Source organism: Actinoplanes sp. 13, from assembly GCF_056134165.1.
Map to the genome: position 1 here is coordinate 19,333 of NZ_JBVYOQ010000006.1, position 15,205 is coordinate 34,537.

The following is a 15,205-nucleotide window of genomic DNA, read 5'->3' on the forward strand; positions in this document are numbered from 1 at the left end:
TAGAGCGACATTGCTATAACGATGCGTACCCGGGTTCAGACCGTCGCAATCGTCGTGGCCACCTCGTCGACGATTTCCCGCGCCAGGAAGCCGACCCGGCCGTACCTGACGGCCAGCCGGCGGCCGCTCATCGCGTGCGCGTAAGCGGCCCAGCACGCGGCCTGGGCCGGGTCCGCGCCGCGGCCCAGCAAGCCGGCGACGATGCCGGCACGGGCGTCACCGCTGCCCGAGGTGCCCAGGCCCGCGTCGCCGCTCTCCTCCCGCCAGGCGGCACCACCGGGCGCGGCGATGTGGCCGTAGACCGAGACCACCGCGGAGTACCGGTCAGCCAGCTCGCGGGCCACGGCCGCCAGGTCGTCACCGGGATCGCGGCCGAGCAGGTGCTCCGCCTCGATCACGTTCGGGGTCAACACCGCGCGGTGCTGACGGAGCAGGGTCCGGTCCTTGCTCAGAGCGCCCAGGGCGTACGCGTCGAGCACCACCGCGGTGTCATCGCCGGCCGCGCCGAGCACCGACCGCATGAGCCGGGTGGTGTGGTCGATGTCGTCCAGGCCCGGTCCGAGCGCGACCACGTCGGCCTTCTCGGCCAGCGACAGCATCTCGTCGGGCTTGTCCAGCCCGATCACCTTCGCCTCGGGCACCGCGATGCTCAACGGCACCGCCGACTCCGCGGCGACCGCCAGCTGGAGCCGGCCCGCCCCGGCGCGCAGGGCAGCCACCCCGGCGAGCAGGACAGCGCCCGGGGTGCACCGGGCGCCGCCGACGACGAGCACCGTGCCGCGGGACTCCTTGTCACCGGCCGGGTCGGGCAGCGCCCACTCACTCAGCAGGCCGGACGTGATCACCCGTTCATCGGGTCGGCTTGTCATCGACGTCCTCCTGCCGGGTCGGCGGCGTCTCCTCGCGGTGCAGGTGATCCACCGCGTTGAACAGCTCCGGCGCGAGCCGGTGGCCGTCACGCCGCCACGAGCTGACCGAGCAGTTCGCGACCGCCGTCTCGTGGGCGATCGCCATCAGCTCCGCCTCACTGAGCCCCTCGGCCAGATATCGCACCATCAGTACGGTCGCCTCGTGGGCGAAGAGCACCACCCGCTCACCGGGATGGTCCTCGCGGATCTCCCGCAGCAGTGCCCGCAGCCTCAGCAGCACGTCGGCCCAGGACTCACCGCCCGGTGGCCGGTAGTAGAACTTGCCGAGCCGGGCCCGGCGCGCGGCCTCGTCCGGCAACCGGGCGTGCACGCCCCGTGCGGTCAGCAGATCGAGCACCCCGAGCTCACGGTCACGCAGCCGCTCGTCGACGATCATCTCGATGCCGGCGCCGTCCAGGGCGATCTCCGCGGTCTGCCGGGTCCGCAGATAGGGCGAGACCACGGCGAGGGTCGGCGACCGCTCCTTCAGGAAACGGCCCACCGCCGCCGCCTGCTCCCGCCCGAGGTCGGCGAGAGGCACGTCGGCGTCGCGCTCCGGGATGTCGATCGACTCGGCGCCGCCCGACTCGGCCTGTTCCGCGGTGACGTTGCCGGTGCTCAACCCGTGCCGGACCACCGCCAGCCACTCCAGTTGCTCCATGGTCCGGGGCTTTACCCGTTTTCACCGTCCGGATGCGCTGATCGCCCCCGCCTGAGCCAGCAGACGTTCCCGGGTGGCGGTCAACTCCTCGATGGCCACCCGCATCGACTCGGTGCCACACACGTCACCGGCGACCTCCCGGACCTTCACGAGCATCTCAGCGGTGGCAGCCATCGAGCCGGCGGCCGACGTCAGCCGACCGACCAGCTCCGCACGGACCATCAGCAGCAGCGGATCCACTTTCTCGCCTCCTCACGTTCGTGGCCACCTCATCGGCAATCGCGCCGTGGCCCTGAGGGTCGCCGCTCCCGGCCCCGGTCTGGTCCGCGCCGTCCTGGTGATCGTGATGCCCGTCAGCTCTCAGGTTTCGGCCTGCCCAATGGTGGTGGTGCGGTGACCGGCGTGGCGATCCTTGTCGCGGTCGAGCTCGGCGTGGCGGGCCGGGGCCGGCAGGACGCTCGAACCTGACGTCGGGCGGCTCGAGTGGCCCGATCGAGACCGCTGGTACCACACATCCCAACCTGTCGATTCTGTCCCTCGCGTTGCTGCTGTACAACTAAGGTCACGCACCGGACTCCTCCCAACCATCCCATCAGGCTGGAGGGACAGATGGCCGAGCCGATGTACCGGCAGATCGCCGATGAGTTGCGCCGCCGGATCGAGTCCGGAGCTATCGAGCCGGGATCCAGGTTGCCCACCGAGTTCGAGCTGCGGGACGAGTTCAACGCATCGCGAAACACGGTGCGCGACGCGGTCCGCGCCCTGACTAGCCAGGGGCTGGTGGTCACCAGGCCCGGCCTGGGTTCTTTCGCGGTGGACACGATCGTGCCTTTCGAGATCACGCTGTCCCAGGACAGCGACACCGGCCTGGGTGGCGGTGAGGGCATCGCCTATCGGGAAGCGGCCAAGGCCCAGGCCCGGACGCCCGAGGAGGGCAACCTCCGCGTGGAGATCCAGTCCGCAACCGGGCGGATCGCCGACGAACTCCGGCTTGCCGAGGGCGAGCAGGTGGTCTCCCGGCACCAGACGCTACGCATCGACGGCAAGCCGTGGGCGATGCAGACGTCGTTCTACCCGATGGAGTTCGTGACGAAAGGCGCCATCAAGCTGGTCCAGGCCGCCATCATCGAGTCCGGCACGGTGCGATACGTGGCCGAGACGCTTGGATTCGACCAGGTGGGATACCGCGACAAGATCACGGCGCGCCCCCCGAACCAGGGGGAGATCGCGTTCTTCAAGCTCCCGGAGATCGGTGTCGCCGTCCTCGAGACGTCACGGACGGCGTACGAGCGGGCCGGCCTGCCGATCCGCTACACGGTCACGGTCTGGCCCGCCGACCGCAATCACTTCGTCTACAACATCGGTGAGGTGCCTACGGAGATCCCGTCACACCGAATCCGCAATTCGCCGGGTTGACGATCCACGGACGAAAAGGTGGCCGGCACCGCCGAAGCGGCGCCGGCCCGCGGGGTCAGGAGTACGCGAGAGCGCGACTGTCCACGTGCAGCAGATCTTCCTCGAAGCCGTCGTGCATGTCGGTGTGGCGCCGATGCATCACGCGTCCGGTGAAGCGTTCTTCCAGCAGCGCGTCCACCAGGCCGGCAGCCGACGGCAGCACACCGCCTGCCAGCCAACGACAATCGGTCAAGACGGTTCGCACACCCTGACGGCCTGACACGAACATTCCGCTCCGCCAGCCGGTCTCTTCGTCCCAGACCAGTGCGCGGATGTCGCCCGCCAGGAGAACGGTGGCGTCCCGCGGCTCTCTCGGGTCCAGCCAACTGCGGCTCACCATGATGTCTCGGCTGGCCAGTTCGAGGACGACCGAGGTGATGTACCGCCGGGTCGCATCAACATGCGGGTCAGGATGAGGTGGCGGCAGGATTGCTTGGATCATCGTCTTCCACTTCTTCGATGGTGGACCGGACCTGCCGTGGTGCAGGTTCGGAAAGAGTGTGAGAGAAGGGATTTTTGCCGACAAAAACTCGGATTCTTGTCAGGTCGGGGTGGAACACACTGATGGTGAGTCGAATCGGTCGCTGCTCGGAGTCGAACGATCGTCTCCGGACTTCGATGACGGAGCGCTGCCGTCCACCGCGCAGCCCGAAGAAATTCTCCTCGTCGAGGGTGGCGGGTCGCACCAGGAGTTCGTCGCAATATCCAACCTGCTCGATGCCGAGAGACTGCCTGAGGTAGGGCATCACGCCCTGTGGCACATTCTCGGGCTTGCCCACCCGGTCAGCGCCCTGTTCGATCAACCACCCCGGGTAGAAGGTGGTCTGCAGGAAGCCAGGTCTCTCGTCGACGAAGTGCTCCTGAAATCGGCTGGCGACAGTGGCTTTCTCCGTCACGTCGAGGGCCTCTGCCACAAAGCGCTCCGCGCGGACAAAGCGCAGCTCGAGCGCCGAGACTGAGGGACTGCGATGCTGCTCCTCGATCTCACGCTCGAACGAGCGACCCTCACCTCCACCGAAGCCCGTCTCGGGATCCATGCTGAGCGTGATGAAGAAGGGGCGCGTGGAGTTCCGGACGAAGGTCCCCCGCCTCGGGAACCGCTCGACGAGGCCGAGGGACACGAGCGCCCGAATAGCGTTGCCGACCGTGACCCGCGAAACGCCGTATGTGTTCCGAAGGGCTTCCTCGGTGGGCAGCCGGGCGCCGGGCGGCAGCTCGTTGCGCTCGATCTGTTTCCGGATCTCCTCGGTGATGGCCTGAGCACTCCATGATTCAGACACGATGCCTCCGAACTACGGGAGTTGGCACACACTCGCCGCGCTCATCCTACTCAGGTGGTGGCTAGAATGAATCTAATTGTTAGAACAATATGATCGTTTAAGCGATCGGTCCTCTGAGCGCCAAGCTGGGGAGCCCCCATGAAGTTGGGTGGACGCCGCACCAACCACTCCCTCCGTGACCTGTCACGAGGCCGGCGTCTCAGTGGCGTCCTCCTGGTCCTTCTTCTCACCGGGACACTCGCCGCCGTGGCGGCCGGCCTCACCGATTACTGGCCCACACTCTGGCTCAACATCGCCGCCGATCTGGCCGGCGGGGTGATCATCTTGGCTCTGATCAAGCCGGAGCTCGATCAGCGGGGGCGGCTTCGCATCTGGGAGCACCCGTCACTGGATCGCCGCAAGTTCCTCACCGCGGCTGATCACGCCACCACCGTGATCAATGTGCTGGAGGCCGAGCCCCGCCTCCTGCAACGGCCTTTTCGACAACACTTCAGCCGGGTTGTGCTCGACGCCCTCACCCGCGGTGCATCCGTTCAGATCCTGCTTCCTGATCTCAGCCACCCATCACCGCTCCGCGACGACTTGGGCACGAAGAGGGCTGCACGGCTCACGAAGGAATACGTCGCACTGGCCGGGCGATTCAGCGAGTTCGACTCGTTCGAGCTGCGAACCTATCGAGAGCCGCCGCTGCTCGTGCTCTATCACGCCGACCGGTGGAACCGCTATGCGGACGTCGAACCCGGCTCGACTCCGGAGACGTACCTCGAGACACCTATCCATTCGAGGTCGTACGAGAGGATGATGCGCCGTTTCTCCGTTACGTGGCGGACGGCAGAGCCTCTCGATCCGATGGCGCCCCTCGCGCCGGTGAGTCACTTGGAACTCAGTCAGGTACCTGATCAGTCAGCCGAGTAGGAACCCACGGCAGCACGTTCAGAAGGGTGCGGCCGGGTACATCCTCGGCTCCACCGTCACCGACACTGTCGGCCGGCAGTTCGACCACAATGCCGATGACGAGAGATCGACCGAACCGTCGACGACGGCCGGAGCGCGATACGTGGCCGAGACGCTCGGCTTCGAGCAGGTGGGATACCGCGACAGATCACGGCACGGCCCTCGAACCAGGGAGAGAACGCAATCACCTCGTCCACAACATCGGTGAGGCGCCTGCGGAGATCCAGTCACCCGCCACCGCGGCCTTCCGCTGATCTGCTGTCTGCCCCGGCGACGGCTACGATTGCCTGAACAGATTCGGAGCCCTGTCCTTGAACATGAACAGGCGCCATCAGGCGACGCCGGACAAACAGCAGCTGATCATCGACCTGATCGATGACGCGTCCCGCTGGCTCGCCGAGCGGGACACCGACCAGTGGGCGAGACCGTGGCCGTCCGCGGCGGACCGCGACGAGCGGATCCTCCGGGCCCTGTCGGCCAAGGAGACCTGGCTGGTCGAGGACGGGCCCAACGTCGTCGCGACAGTCACGCTGCGGCGCACCGGCCTGCCGTTCCTCTGGAACGAGACGGAGCTGCGGGAGCCGGCCGCCTATGTGCACCGGCTCGTCGTCGCCCGGTCGCACGCCGGGATGGAGATCGGCGCCCAGCTCCTCGACTGGGCCGGCGATCGTGCGGTACGCGAATGGGGCGCGACGTCGACCCGCGTCGACGTGTGGCGGACCAATCGGAAACTGCACGCCTACTACGAGCGCCTCGGTTTCCAGCTGGTCCGCACCGGCGACGACATCCCGGACTACCCGTCCAGCCGGTTGTTCCAGCGGCCGGTTCGCACGCCGGCCGACGCCTAGGGCGGAACGCCCGGGACCGCTGCCCCTGCCGACGCCGGCCTGCGGCGCGATGCTGATCGGGGGGACGGGGTCCAGGGGCGCAGGACCCGGCTGGCCGGTGTCGGATATCTCGGCACGGAGCTGCTGCCGGATCCGGGCGCGGTTCCTGTCCTCCGGACGTCCGGCGGCGAGCCGGCGCGCTATCGCGATCATCGTGATCTGCGGGACGGCCTGGACGACGCGCTGCGGGCCATCGGGGCCTGAGGTCGCGCCGGTGGGTGGGGCGGGGCGCGGGGCGTGCGGGCCGGGGTGGCGGTGACCACCGGGCTCAGCCCGGCGGTCGCGGCAAAGGCTCGCGTCGCGCGCAGGCCGCGGGGTGGCCACGGTGCTGTGTGCTGTCTCGTACTCCAGAAGTGGATCTGATCTGAGAAGACGGCCACCGCCCACCCGGGCTGATCGGGTGAGCGGTGGCCGCGTCAGTGGGTCTCAGCTCTGGACGAAGACCGAGACGGTGCGGGCGGGGACCGTGAACGTGCCGGTCGCGGAGGCGAACGACGCGGTCCGGGTCGAGGCGTCGGCCGACGCCTGCTGAACCGGGTGCAGGGTGACCTTCTTACCGGTCAGCGCGGACACCTTCTGGGTGACCGCCGACGGGGTGGCGTTGAAGACCACCGTCACCGATTTCCATCTCGGATCGAGACCCCGGCCGTCCAGGGTCATCGTAATCACCCCGGGCGTCTCGCCGCTGCCCGCGAGCGGGAACGACACGCGCTGTTGTACCTGGGCGAGGGTCGGCAGGCCGAAGACCGGCGAGGACTTACGGATCTTGAGGAATTCCTGGTGACGACTGTTCGACGCGGTGATCGCCGCACAGTCGGGGATCAGGGCGGGGTCGGCGAGCAGGGGCTTGGCGTACGGGTACTTGGGCTCGTTGTCGGCCTTGGGCGGCAGGCCGCGGCCGAAGCCGTTGCCTTTCGCGCAGTCCCAGAGGATCTCGTTGAACCAGTCGCCCGAGTTGTACGAGTTCCGGTCGAGGGATTTCGACCGGAGGCGTTCGCTGCCGGTGGTCACGAAGCCGGCGCCCTGGCCGAGCACCGTGGTGGCCAGCGCCACCGACTGGGCGCGGGAGCGGTCCGCCGCCGTGGTGGCCTGCGGCAGCTTGAAGGCGAGCGAGTCGTAGAGGATCTCGTTGTCGTGCGCGTCGACGTAGGTGATCGCCTCGCCGGGCGCCGCGTTGTACCCGGCCGGTGAGCCGTTGTAGTCGATCTCCGAGCCCTTCTTCACGGTGCCCGAGGAGGCGGTGAAGGTGTAGTCGGCGAGGTTGCCGGAGAGGCCCACCTTGATCAGGTCCTGGTAGTGCAGCAGGCGGGCCCGCTGCTCCGCCTCGGTGCCGTTCACCGGGTCGCCGTTGGGGGCGCCGGCCAGGCCGGACGCGAAGCCCTGGATCCGCGGGTTCTCGTCGAACGGGCCGCCACCGCGGACCGCGTCCCGGAGCCGGTCGTTGAACGTGCCGATCCCGGTGCCGGCCAGCTCGGTCTGGGACGCCTGGACGAAGCGTGCGTTGTTCGCCACCTCGCCGAAGTTCCAGCCCTCGCCGTACACGACGATGTTCTTGCCGTCGACGCCGTCCCTGGCGAGCGTGAGCTCGTCCAGCGCCTTGCGCACCGCCAGGATGTTCGCCTTCGGGTGGTGGCCCATCAGGTCGAACCGGAAACCGTCCACCTTGTACGCCCGGGCCCAGGTGACGATCGAGTCGACCACGAGTTTGCCCATCATCGCGTTCTCCGGCGCGGTGTTGGCGCAGCAGGTGGAGTTGGCGACCGAGCCGTCCTCGAGCAGCCGGTGGTAATAGCCGGGCACGATCTGGTCGAGCACCGACTTGGCGTCCGTGCCGGCAGCCGAGGTGTGGTTGTGGACGACGTCCATCACCACGCGCAGGCCGGCCTTGTTGACCCCGGCGACCATGGACCGGAACTCGGTGGTCCGCTTCTGCGGGTCGACGGCGTAACCGCCCTCGGGCACCGTGTAGTGCAGCGGGTCGTAGCCCCAGTTGTAGCCGTCGGTGGCGGCGACCTTCTCGACGCACTCCTGCTGCTGCTCGGAGTCCGGCGGGAACGAGGCCAGGTCGCAGGGCGGCTGCTGCTGGTCGGCGCGCTTCTCCGGGATGGTGGCGAAGTCGAACGCCGGCAGCAGGTGCAGGTGGGTGACGCCGGCGCCGGCCAGTTCCTGGAGATGTTTCATGCCGGCGCTGTTCTGCCGGGTGAAGGCGGTGAAGGTTCCGCGCGCCGCCGCCGGCACGGTGGAGTCGGCGATGGAGAAGTCCCGCACCGACAGCTCGGAGATCTGAATCTTCGCGGGGGCGGTGGCGGCCGGCTTGCGCAGCGCGCTCCACCCGGTGGGCTTCGACGACGCGTCGTCCAGGTCGGCGAACTGGCTGCGGGTCGAGTCGGCGGTCAGGGCCACCGAGTACGGGTCGGTGACCGACGCCGTGACGACCTTCTGCGTGGCGGGCTGCCAGGCGGTCACCCGGAACTTGTAGAAGTCACCCTTTTTCAGGTTCGTGGATGACCAGACGCCGGTGCGGTCGTCGCGGGTCATCGGTGTGACACCCGCGTCGGTCTCCAGCGCGACGCTGTGCGCGGTGGGCGCCCAGACCGCGACGCCGTTCCGCGACGGGCCGAGCGTCGCCCGGGTCGCTGCCGCATAGACGTCGTCGAGCACGCCGGAGAGCTGGACACCGGTGGCGGCGAGCAGCTTGCCGGCCGCGTCCCGCTCGGTCACCACGACTTGACCGCGCAGGATCTCGGCAACGTCGCGCGCATCGACGCGGAAGGCGTTGTGCTGCCACAGGTGCGGGAACTTCACGCGCTGAGCCTCGGAGAGCCCGTTGCGCCGGGCGGTCAGACCGATTTTCTGGTACGACCCGGTCAGCTCCCCGGCAGCCACCCCGATCCCGCCGCTCCGCGAGTAGACGAGTTCGTACACCTTCCCGTCCGTCCCCGCACCGACCGGCTCGAGGGTGCTGCCGGTGCTGGTCTTCCAGGCCACGGTGCCCCGGTCCAGCCAGACCGCCCGTGACTTCGCCACGTCGATCTCGCCGGCTCCGGCGGCGATCCGCACCAACGGCAGCAGCCGGGTCTCCTGACCGCCGAGCAACCACACCTCACGCCCGGCCTGGCTGAAGACCAGCGACTGATCGGTGGGCAGATCCTTGGCGTCGCCACTGTGGATGATGTAGCTGAGCGACGTCGCGCCCTCGGCGAGCGGCACCTCGAACACCGCGCCGTACGAGTCGATCCGCGCCGGCGCCAGCGGGGCGGCCCAGTCGGTCGGGTTCGCCGCGCCCTCCCAGACGTGCAGGCCCCAGCCGTCGTAGTTCCCGTCGGCCTTGCGCCAGTGGATGATCGCCTTGTTCGGGTCCTGCGCCGGGTCGGGCTCGCCGGTGGCGGCCTGGCGGGTCGGGTGGACCGCGGCGTCGCCCTGCTTGATCCAGATCTCCGGGTTCGCGGTGACGTCGATCGTCCGGTCGGCGTCGACGTCCTTGACGCCGTTCTTGTCCACCACCACGAATCCGACGCTCCTGGCGCCCGGCTTCAGCTTCACGTAGGCGAACCGGCCGTAGGCGTCCTGCCCGGTGAACGGCTGCCCGGCGGGCCACGTCGTCGTCATCGACTCATCGACGTCACCCCAGACGTAGAGGCCCCAGTCGTCGTAGTCGCCGGCCGGGCGCTGGTAGTGCACGACCGCGTACCCGGCGGTGGAGGTGGCCTCCGGCGTGCCGACGGTGATCTTCGTGGTGGACGAGGCCAGGCGGCCCCTGCTGTCACGCACCACTGCCTTGTACCGCACCTCGGTGCCGCCCGCCAGGCCGGTCAGGTCGTGGTGGATCCGGTAGGGGGCCTGGTCGGCGGTGCCGAGGAGCTTCCACCCGCCGCCCGCGACCTGCACCGCATAGGTGACGGTGGCGAGCGGGTCGCCGGTGGTCTCCGCGGTCAGCTCGGCGCGCGTGGCCGGGGCCTCCGGCGCCGTGATCGTGACGGTGGGCGCCGTGGCACTCGCCGGGACGGTCCCGCCCTGGTAGACGACGGCCGACAGCGCCGGCACGGTCACTGTGATCTTGCCGGCGGCCGTGGTGAGGGCACCCGTCGCGCCATAGATGCCGGCGAAGGCGCCGCTGGACGATGTCGGAAACGTCACGGTCTGCGGGGAAGTAGCGTTGTTGACCGCGACCACATACTCCGACCGTGTCCGCTTGTCGATCCGGGAAGCCGCGAAGACACCCTGGCCCTCGGCCCCGTAGCGGGTGACCTGCAGGCCGTCGACCAGCGCCGGGTGCGCTTTCCGCAACTTGGCGAGGTCGGCGATCGTACGATAAAGCGGGTGCCGGGTGTTGTAGTTGTCCACCGCGTGCGTGCGGTCCGTGCCGATCAGGTCGTCGTCCAGGTAATCCGCCGACTTGTTGGCGAACAGGTCCTGCCGCGCGTCCTTGTCGCCGCCCGGCCCGGTGAAGCCCTGCTCGTCACCGGAGTACACGACCGGCTGCCCGCGGGTCAGGAACATCAGCTCGTGCGCGAGCTGGTCCCGCTTGAGCTGGGTGTCGGCGGTCGCCGCGGCGGCGATGAACGAGCCGATGCGGCCCATGTCGTGGTTGCCGAGGAAGGTCGGCAGCCGGTCGGCGCCGGTGTCCCGGGCGGTGTAGAGGTCGTCCTTGGCGTACAGGTCGGTCAGCGCCGAGGCGGGGCTGTTGCCGGTGACGAAGCCGCGGGCCGTCTCCTGGAAGGAGAAGTCAAGCGTGGCCGGCAGGTTGCCCTCGCGCACGTACCTCGACTGGATCTCCTGATCGGCGCTGTAGACCTCGCCGAACATGAAGAAGTCGTCCTTGCCGGCGGCCTTCTCGACGCCGGGCGCCCACTGCTGCCAGAACTCCAGGTTGGAGTGCTTGACGGTGTCCAGGCGGTAGCCGTCGATGCCGGTGTCCCGGATCCAGTCGGCGTAGATCTTCGTCATGCCGCGGACCACTTCGGGACGCTCGGTCCAGAGGTCGTCGAGGCCGTAGAAGTCGCCGTACTCGCTGCTCTCACCGGCGAAGGTGGAGTCGCCCCGGTTGTGGTACATGCTCGGATCGTTGAGCCAGCCCGGCACCTTGACCGACTTGTCAGCCGGGTTGGCGAAAGCCGGTGTGTAGGGGCCCTTGGCGCCCGCAGGGAAGGTCTTGGAGGCCGCGTAGTTGCGGTCCTCGAACGGCTGGCCCTCGGCGTCGACATAGGGCGCAGAGGCCTTGTCGACGTAGGTGTACTCGTCCTCCGCGTACTTGATCACGTCCGCGGTGTGGTTGACGATGATGTCCAGGTAGATCTTCATGCCCCGCTGGTGCGCGAGCTTGACCAGCCGCTTCAGGTCCGCGTTGGTGCCGAAGTGCGGGTCCACCCGGGTGAAGTCGGTGATCCAGTACCCGTGGTAGCCGGCCGACACGTCGCTGCCGGTGCCCTGCACCGGACGGTTCTTGAAGACCGGGGCGAGCCAGATGGCCGTGGTGCCGAGACCCTGGATGTAGTCCAGGCGGTCCATCACGCCCTTCAGGTCGCCACCGTGGTAGAAGCCCTTGTCGGCCGGGTCGTATCCGGTGGACAGCCGGTCGCCGGCCAGGCCGCCCTTGTCGTTGCGGGTGTCGCCGTTGGCGAACCGGTCCGGCAGGACGAAGTAGAACTGCTCGTTCTTGGCAGGCTGATCGGAGCCCCATCGGGCGATGACTGCCGCGCCGGGTTCCACGGCGGCCGGCGCGGCAGCGGCCGGCACCGCGATCAGGGGGAGGAAAAGACTGAGCAGCGCTGCGCCCAGCCATCGGTGACGGCGTGCCACGATGTGCGCCTTCCGAATCGATTGTGGTGTATATATCTTCCGGCCGGGAACCTCGGGCAGCGGCAGAAATGCGGGCCATCGAAAGGCGCCGCCATCGAAGATCGGCTGTATCGTCCTTGTTGCCGGGACGTTAGCAAGGACTTCCAGACAATGGAAGACCTTTCAGCCCCATGCCGTGGATACAACCGACCAACTAGAGTGAGACCATGCGTGCGCGAATGGCCGACATCGCCAAACAGGCCCAAGTCAGTGAGGCGACGGTGTCGCGTGTCATCAACGACCGCCCCGGCGTCTCCGCCGAAACCAGACAGGCGGTTCTGACCGCACTCGACGTCCTGGGATATGAGCGGCCGGAACGCCTGCGCAAGCGCAGCGCCGGCCTGGTCGGCCTGGTGGTCCCCGAGCTGGACAACCCGATCTTCCCCGCGTTCGCGCAGGTCATCGAGTCGAGCCTGGCGCAGCACGGCTACACGCCGGTGCTCTGCACCCAGTCCCCCGGTGGCGTCACCGAGGACGAGTACGTCGAGATGCTGCTGGACCGCCAGGTCTCCGGGATCATCTTCATCTCGTCGCTCGCGGCCGACACCACCTCCGACCGCTCCCGCTATCAGCGCCTGCTCGACCGGCCGCTGCCGATCGTGCTGGTCAACGGTTATGCCGCGGGCCTCGAGGCGCCTTTCGTCTCGTGCGACGACCGGCTGGCCGGCGACCTGGCGGTCACCCACCTGGTCGCGCTCGGGCACCGCCGGATCGGCCTGATCTCCGGTCCCAACCGGTTCATCAACACGCAGCGCAAGCTGGAGGGTTACCGTGCCGCCATGCGCCGCGAGCTCGGCGCCGACGAGACCGACCTGGCCGACTGGACCTCGCTGACGCTGTTCGGCGTGGAGGGCGGCGAGGTGGCCGCGGAACGGCTGCTCGCCAAGGGCGTCACCGGCGTCATCTGCGCCTCCGACATGATGGCGCTGGGCGCGATCCGGGCGGCCCGGCGGCGCGGGCTGCGGGTGCCGGAGGACGTCTCGGTGATCGGTTTCGACGACTCCGCGCTGATCCCCTTCACCGACCCGCCGCTGACCACGCTGCGCCAGCCGGTGACCAGCATGGCGGTGGCCGCCGTGCGCTCGCTGGTCGACGAGATCAACGGGCACGGCGCCCCGCACTCGGAATACCTGTTCCACCCCGAGCTGGTGGTCCGCAACTCGACCGCGATCGCTCCGGCCCGCGCTGCCGTGCCGGTCGCCACACCCGCCGCCTGAACGTTCTTTCAGTTTGCGGCCGGCCTCCGGACCGGCCTCGTGAGAGCGTTCTCAGCGGTCGGGAAAAGGGCAGGGAAAAGCTCCGGAATCCGCGACGGATTCCGGAGCTTTCTTTTGTCGTCAGCCCTTGGTGCCCCCGGCGGTAAGACCGGACACGAGATGCTTCTGCGCAAAAAGGAAAACAATTCCGGCCGGGACCGTGACCAGCACGGCGGCCGCGGTGAGATATTCCCACTGCGGATTGAACTGCGGCACGAACTGTTGCAGGCCGTACGCCAGGGTGAACTTGTTGTCGGTCTGGATGAGCGCCGACGCGTACGCCACCTCGCCCCACGCGGTCAGGAACGTGTAGAAGGCGGTCACCGCGATGGCCGGCCGGGCCAGCGGCAGGATGACGCGGTAGAAGGTGCGGAACGGGCCGCAGCCGTCCAGCGACGCCGCCTCGTCCAGGGAGGTCGGGATCGAGTCGAAGTACCCCTTCAGCATCCAGGCGCAGAACGGCACGGCGATCGTCAGGTACGCGACGACCAGCGCCGGCAACGTGTTGATCAGTCCCAGGTTCGCCATGATCGTGTAGATCGGGACGATCAGGATGGCCACCGGGAACATCTGGGTGACCAGGAAGACCATCATCAGCGGGCGCCGGCCCGGGAAGTTGAACCGGGACAGCGCGTACCCCGTGGTGGCCGAGCAGAAGATGCCGATCAGCATGGTCAGCCCGGCGACGATCACCGAGTTGAGGAACCACGCCGGGAAGCTGGTCTCGAACAGCACGTATTCGTAGTTCGCCAGCGTCGGGTCCTTGACCAGCGCGATCTCGGTGCTCTGCACGGCGTACCCCGGCTTGAACGAGGAGAGCACCACCCACACGATCGGGCCGATCGCGATCAGCGACGCCAGGATCAGCGTGCCGTGCAGCAGCACCGACATGGCCCGCGAACGGTGGCCGCGCCGGGGTTTGTTCAGCGGCGCCGGCCGGCTCGGCGCCGTGACCGGGACCGGCTCCACCATCATCTGGGCCACGTCACCACACCTCACCTTGTTTGCGCAGCACGCGCCGGTAGAACACCGAGAAGACCAGCAGGATCGACAGGATCAGCACGCCGTACGTCGAGGCGAGCGAGTAGTTCCGGATGCCCTCGAAGGCGGCCCGGAAGGCGCCGGTCACCAGGATCTCGGTCTGCCCGGCCGGCTGCCCCTCGGTGACCAGGAAGATGATCGGGAACATGTTGAACGTCCAGATCGTGCCGAGCAGGATGACGGTCATGCTGACCGGCCGCAGGCCCGGCAGCGTGATGGCGCGGAAGCGCTGCCACGGCGTCGCGCCGTCGATCTCCGCCGACTCGTAGAGCTCGTCCGGGATGGACTGCAGGCCGCCGAGGATGGCCACCATCATGAACGGCACGCCGAGCCAGATGTTGGTGACGACGGCGACGAACAGCGCGGACCACCGGTCGGAGAACCAGGCGACCGGTTCCAGCCCGACCGTGGTGAGCACCGAGTTGACCAGGCCGAGTCGTTCGTTGAAGAGGAACTTCCAGGCGAAGGCGCTGATGAACGCCGGAACCGCCCAGGGCAGCACGAGCAGCACCCGGTAGAGGCCGCGGAACCGGACCTGCCGGTGCAGCATCACGGCCAGGCCGAGGCCCAGGCCGTAGTGGAAGGCGACGCCGGTGACGGTCCAGATCATCGTGTTGCCGGCCCACAGCCAGAACTCGCCCACCTTGCCGGTGAGCACGTTGAGGTAGTTGTCCAGGCCGACGAACGACCAGGCGTTCGGGTTCTCCTTGCAGGCCTCGCCGCCGGTGATCGATCTGGCGCAGATCTCGGTCAGCTGGTTGGCCTCGTTCTGATCGGTGAACGACAGCCAGACCCCGTTGATCAGGGGATAGAAGATCAGAACCGCCATCACGGCGACGACGGGAACGACCATCGCCCAGGCGGACCAGTGCTTGTCCCAGCTGCGCCGCAGCCTGGGCAAGGTCGGTGTCACAGTGGTCATCTC

General features: G+C 68.3%; 12 protein-coding genes. 4 read left to right on the forward strand and 8 right to left on the reverse strand.

The genetic code is table 11. The annotated features are described in order from the left end of the window. Window positions 1-35 precede the first annotated feature (35 nt). From AC0NH5_RS14740 to AC0NH5_RS14750, 3 genes are read right to left on the reverse strand one after another with little or no spacing between them, the layout of a single operon-like run. Window positions 36-869 carry an NAD(P)H-hydrate dehydratase gene (locus AC0NH5_RS14740; protein ID WP_474403833.1) on the reverse strand — a complete coding sequence of 278 codons (834 nt, stop codon included), beginning with the start codon at window positions 867-869 and terminating at the stop codon, window positions 36-38. Next, window positions 850-1,569, reverse strand: coding sequence for a histidine phosphatase family protein (locus tag AC0NH5_RS14745; RefSeq protein WP_474403835.1), 720 nt, complete (start codon window positions 1,567-1,569; stop codon window positions 850-852). Before AC0NH5_RS14745 ends, AC0NH5_RS14740 begins: the two co-directional genes overlap by 20 nt. 21 nt (window positions 1,570-1,590) lie before the next feature. Beyond that, entirely contained in the window at window positions 1,591-1,809 is a 219-nt protein-coding gene (locus AC0NH5_RS14750; RefSeq protein ID WP_474403837.1) for a hypothetical protein, read from the reverse strand. Window positions 1,810-2,178: 369 nt separating this feature from the next. On the opposite strand from AC0NH5_RS14750, the gene AC0NH5_RS14755 reads away from it, so the two are divergent. Continuing rightward, on the forward strand, window positions 2,179-2,985 hold the full coding sequence (locus tag AC0NH5_RS14755) for a GntR family transcriptional regulator (RefSeq protein ID WP_474403839.1): 807 nt from the start codon (window positions 2,179-2,181) through the stop codon (window positions 2,983-2,985). A gap of 55 nt (window positions 2,986-3,040) precedes the next feature. On the opposite strand, the gene AC0NH5_RS14760 is transcribed toward AC0NH5_RS14755, so the two are convergent. Then, window positions 3,041-3,466, reverse strand: a complete 426-nt coding sequence (locus AC0NH5_RS14760) for a DUF6292 family protein (protein ID WP_474403841.1) — start codon at window positions 3,464-3,466, stop codon at window positions 3,041-3,043. Beyond that, the gene (locus AC0NH5_RS14765) at window positions 3,432-4,304 is read right to left on the reverse strand and encodes a GntR family transcriptional regulator (RefSeq protein WP_474403843.1); all 873 of its coding nucleotides are present in this window, start codon (window positions 4,302-4,304) and stop codon (window positions 3,432-3,434) included. The genes AC0NH5_RS14760 and AC0NH5_RS14765 overlap by 35 nt, the downstream gene beginning before the upstream one ends. A gap of 246 nt (window positions 4,305-4,550) precedes the next feature. Here AC0NH5_RS14765 and AC0NH5_RS14770 point away from each other — a divergent pair, with 246 nt between their 5' ends. After that, window positions 4,551-5,219, forward strand: a complete 669-nt coding sequence (locus AC0NH5_RS14770) for a hypothetical protein (RefSeq protein ID WP_474403845.1) — start codon at window positions 4,551-4,553, stop codon at window positions 5,217-5,219. 356 nt (window positions 5,220-5,575) lie between these two features. Beyond that, window positions 5,576-6,106 (forward strand): GNAT family N-acetyltransferase, encoded by a 531-nt coding sequence (locus AC0NH5_RS14775; protein WP_474403847.1) that lies wholly within the window; start codon window positions 5,576-5,578, stop codon window positions 6,104-6,106. Between the two features lie 465 nt (window positions 6,107-6,571). On the opposite strand, the gene pulA is transcribed toward AC0NH5_RS14775, so the two are convergent. Beyond that, window positions 6,572-11,947, reverse strand: a complete 5,376-nt coding sequence (gene pulA / locus AC0NH5_RS14780; RefSeq protein ID WP_474404429.1) for a pullulanase-type alpha-1,6-glucosidase — start codon at window positions 11,945-11,947, stop codon at window positions 6,572-6,574. A 203-nt stretch (window positions 11,948-12,150) separates the two neighbouring features. On the opposite strand from pulA, the gene AC0NH5_RS14785 reads away from it, so the two are divergent. After that, window positions 12,151-13,200 carry a LacI family DNA-binding transcriptional regulator gene (locus tag AC0NH5_RS14785; RefSeq protein WP_474403849.1) on the forward strand — a complete coding sequence of 350 codons (1,050 nt, stop codon included), beginning with the start codon at window positions 12,151-12,153 and terminating at the stop codon, window positions 13,198-13,200. Window positions 13,201-13,320: 120 nt separating this feature from the next. Here the strand turns inward: AC0NH5_RS14785 and AC0NH5_RS14790 are convergent, their stop codons facing one another. Both AC0NH5_RS14790 and AC0NH5_RS14795 read right to left on the reverse strand, forming a co-directional pair. Then, window positions 13,321-14,130, reverse strand: coding sequence for a sugar ABC transporter permease (locus AC0NH5_RS14790; RefSeq protein ID WP_474404430.1), 810 nt, complete (start codon window positions 14,128-14,130; stop codon window positions 13,321-13,323). A gap of 94 nt (window positions 14,131-14,224) precedes the next feature. Then, window positions 14,225-15,202 carry a carbohydrate ABC transporter permease gene (locus tag AC0NH5_RS14795; RefSeq protein WP_474403851.1) on the reverse strand — a complete coding sequence of 326 codons (978 nt, stop codon included), beginning with the start codon at window positions 15,200-15,202 and terminating at the stop codon, window positions 14,225-14,227. Window positions 15,203-15,205: the final 3 nt, after the last annotated feature.

Excerpts from the sequence above, each read along its gene's own strand:
- AC0NH5_RS14740 (WP_474403833.1), bottom strand. The coding sequence starts at position 869 with ATGACAAGCCGACCCGATGAACGGGTGATCACGTCCGGCCTGCTGAGT.
- AC0NH5_RS14745 (WP_474403835.1), bottom strand. The coding sequence starts at position 1,569 with ATGGAGCAACTGGAGTGGCTGGCGGTGGTCCGGCACGGGTTGAGCACC.
- AC0NH5_RS14755 (WP_474403839.1), top strand. The coding sequence starts at position 2,179 with ATGGCCGAGCCGATGTACCGGCAGATCGCCGATGAGTTGCGCCGCCGG.
- AC0NH5_RS14760 (WP_474403841.1), bottom strand. The coding sequence starts at position 3,466 with ATGATCCAAGCAATCCTGCCGCCACCTCATCCTGACCCGCATGTTGAT.
- AC0NH5_RS14775 (WP_474403847.1), top strand. The coding sequence starts at position 5,576 with ATGAACAGGCGCCATCAGGCGACGCCGGACAAACAGCAGCTGATCATC.
- AC0NH5_RS14785 (WP_474403849.1), top strand. The coding sequence starts at position 12,151 with ATGCGTGCGCGAATGGCCGACATCGCCAAACAGGCCCAAGTCAGTGAG.
- AC0NH5_RS14790 (WP_474404430.1), bottom strand. The coding sequence starts at position 14,130 with ATGTCGGTGCTGCTGCACGGCACGCTGATCCTGGCGTCGCTGATCGCG.
- AC0NH5_RS14795 (WP_474403851.1), bottom strand. The coding sequence starts at position 15,202 with ATGACCACTGTGACACCGACCTTGCCCAGGCTGCGGCGCAGCTGGGAC.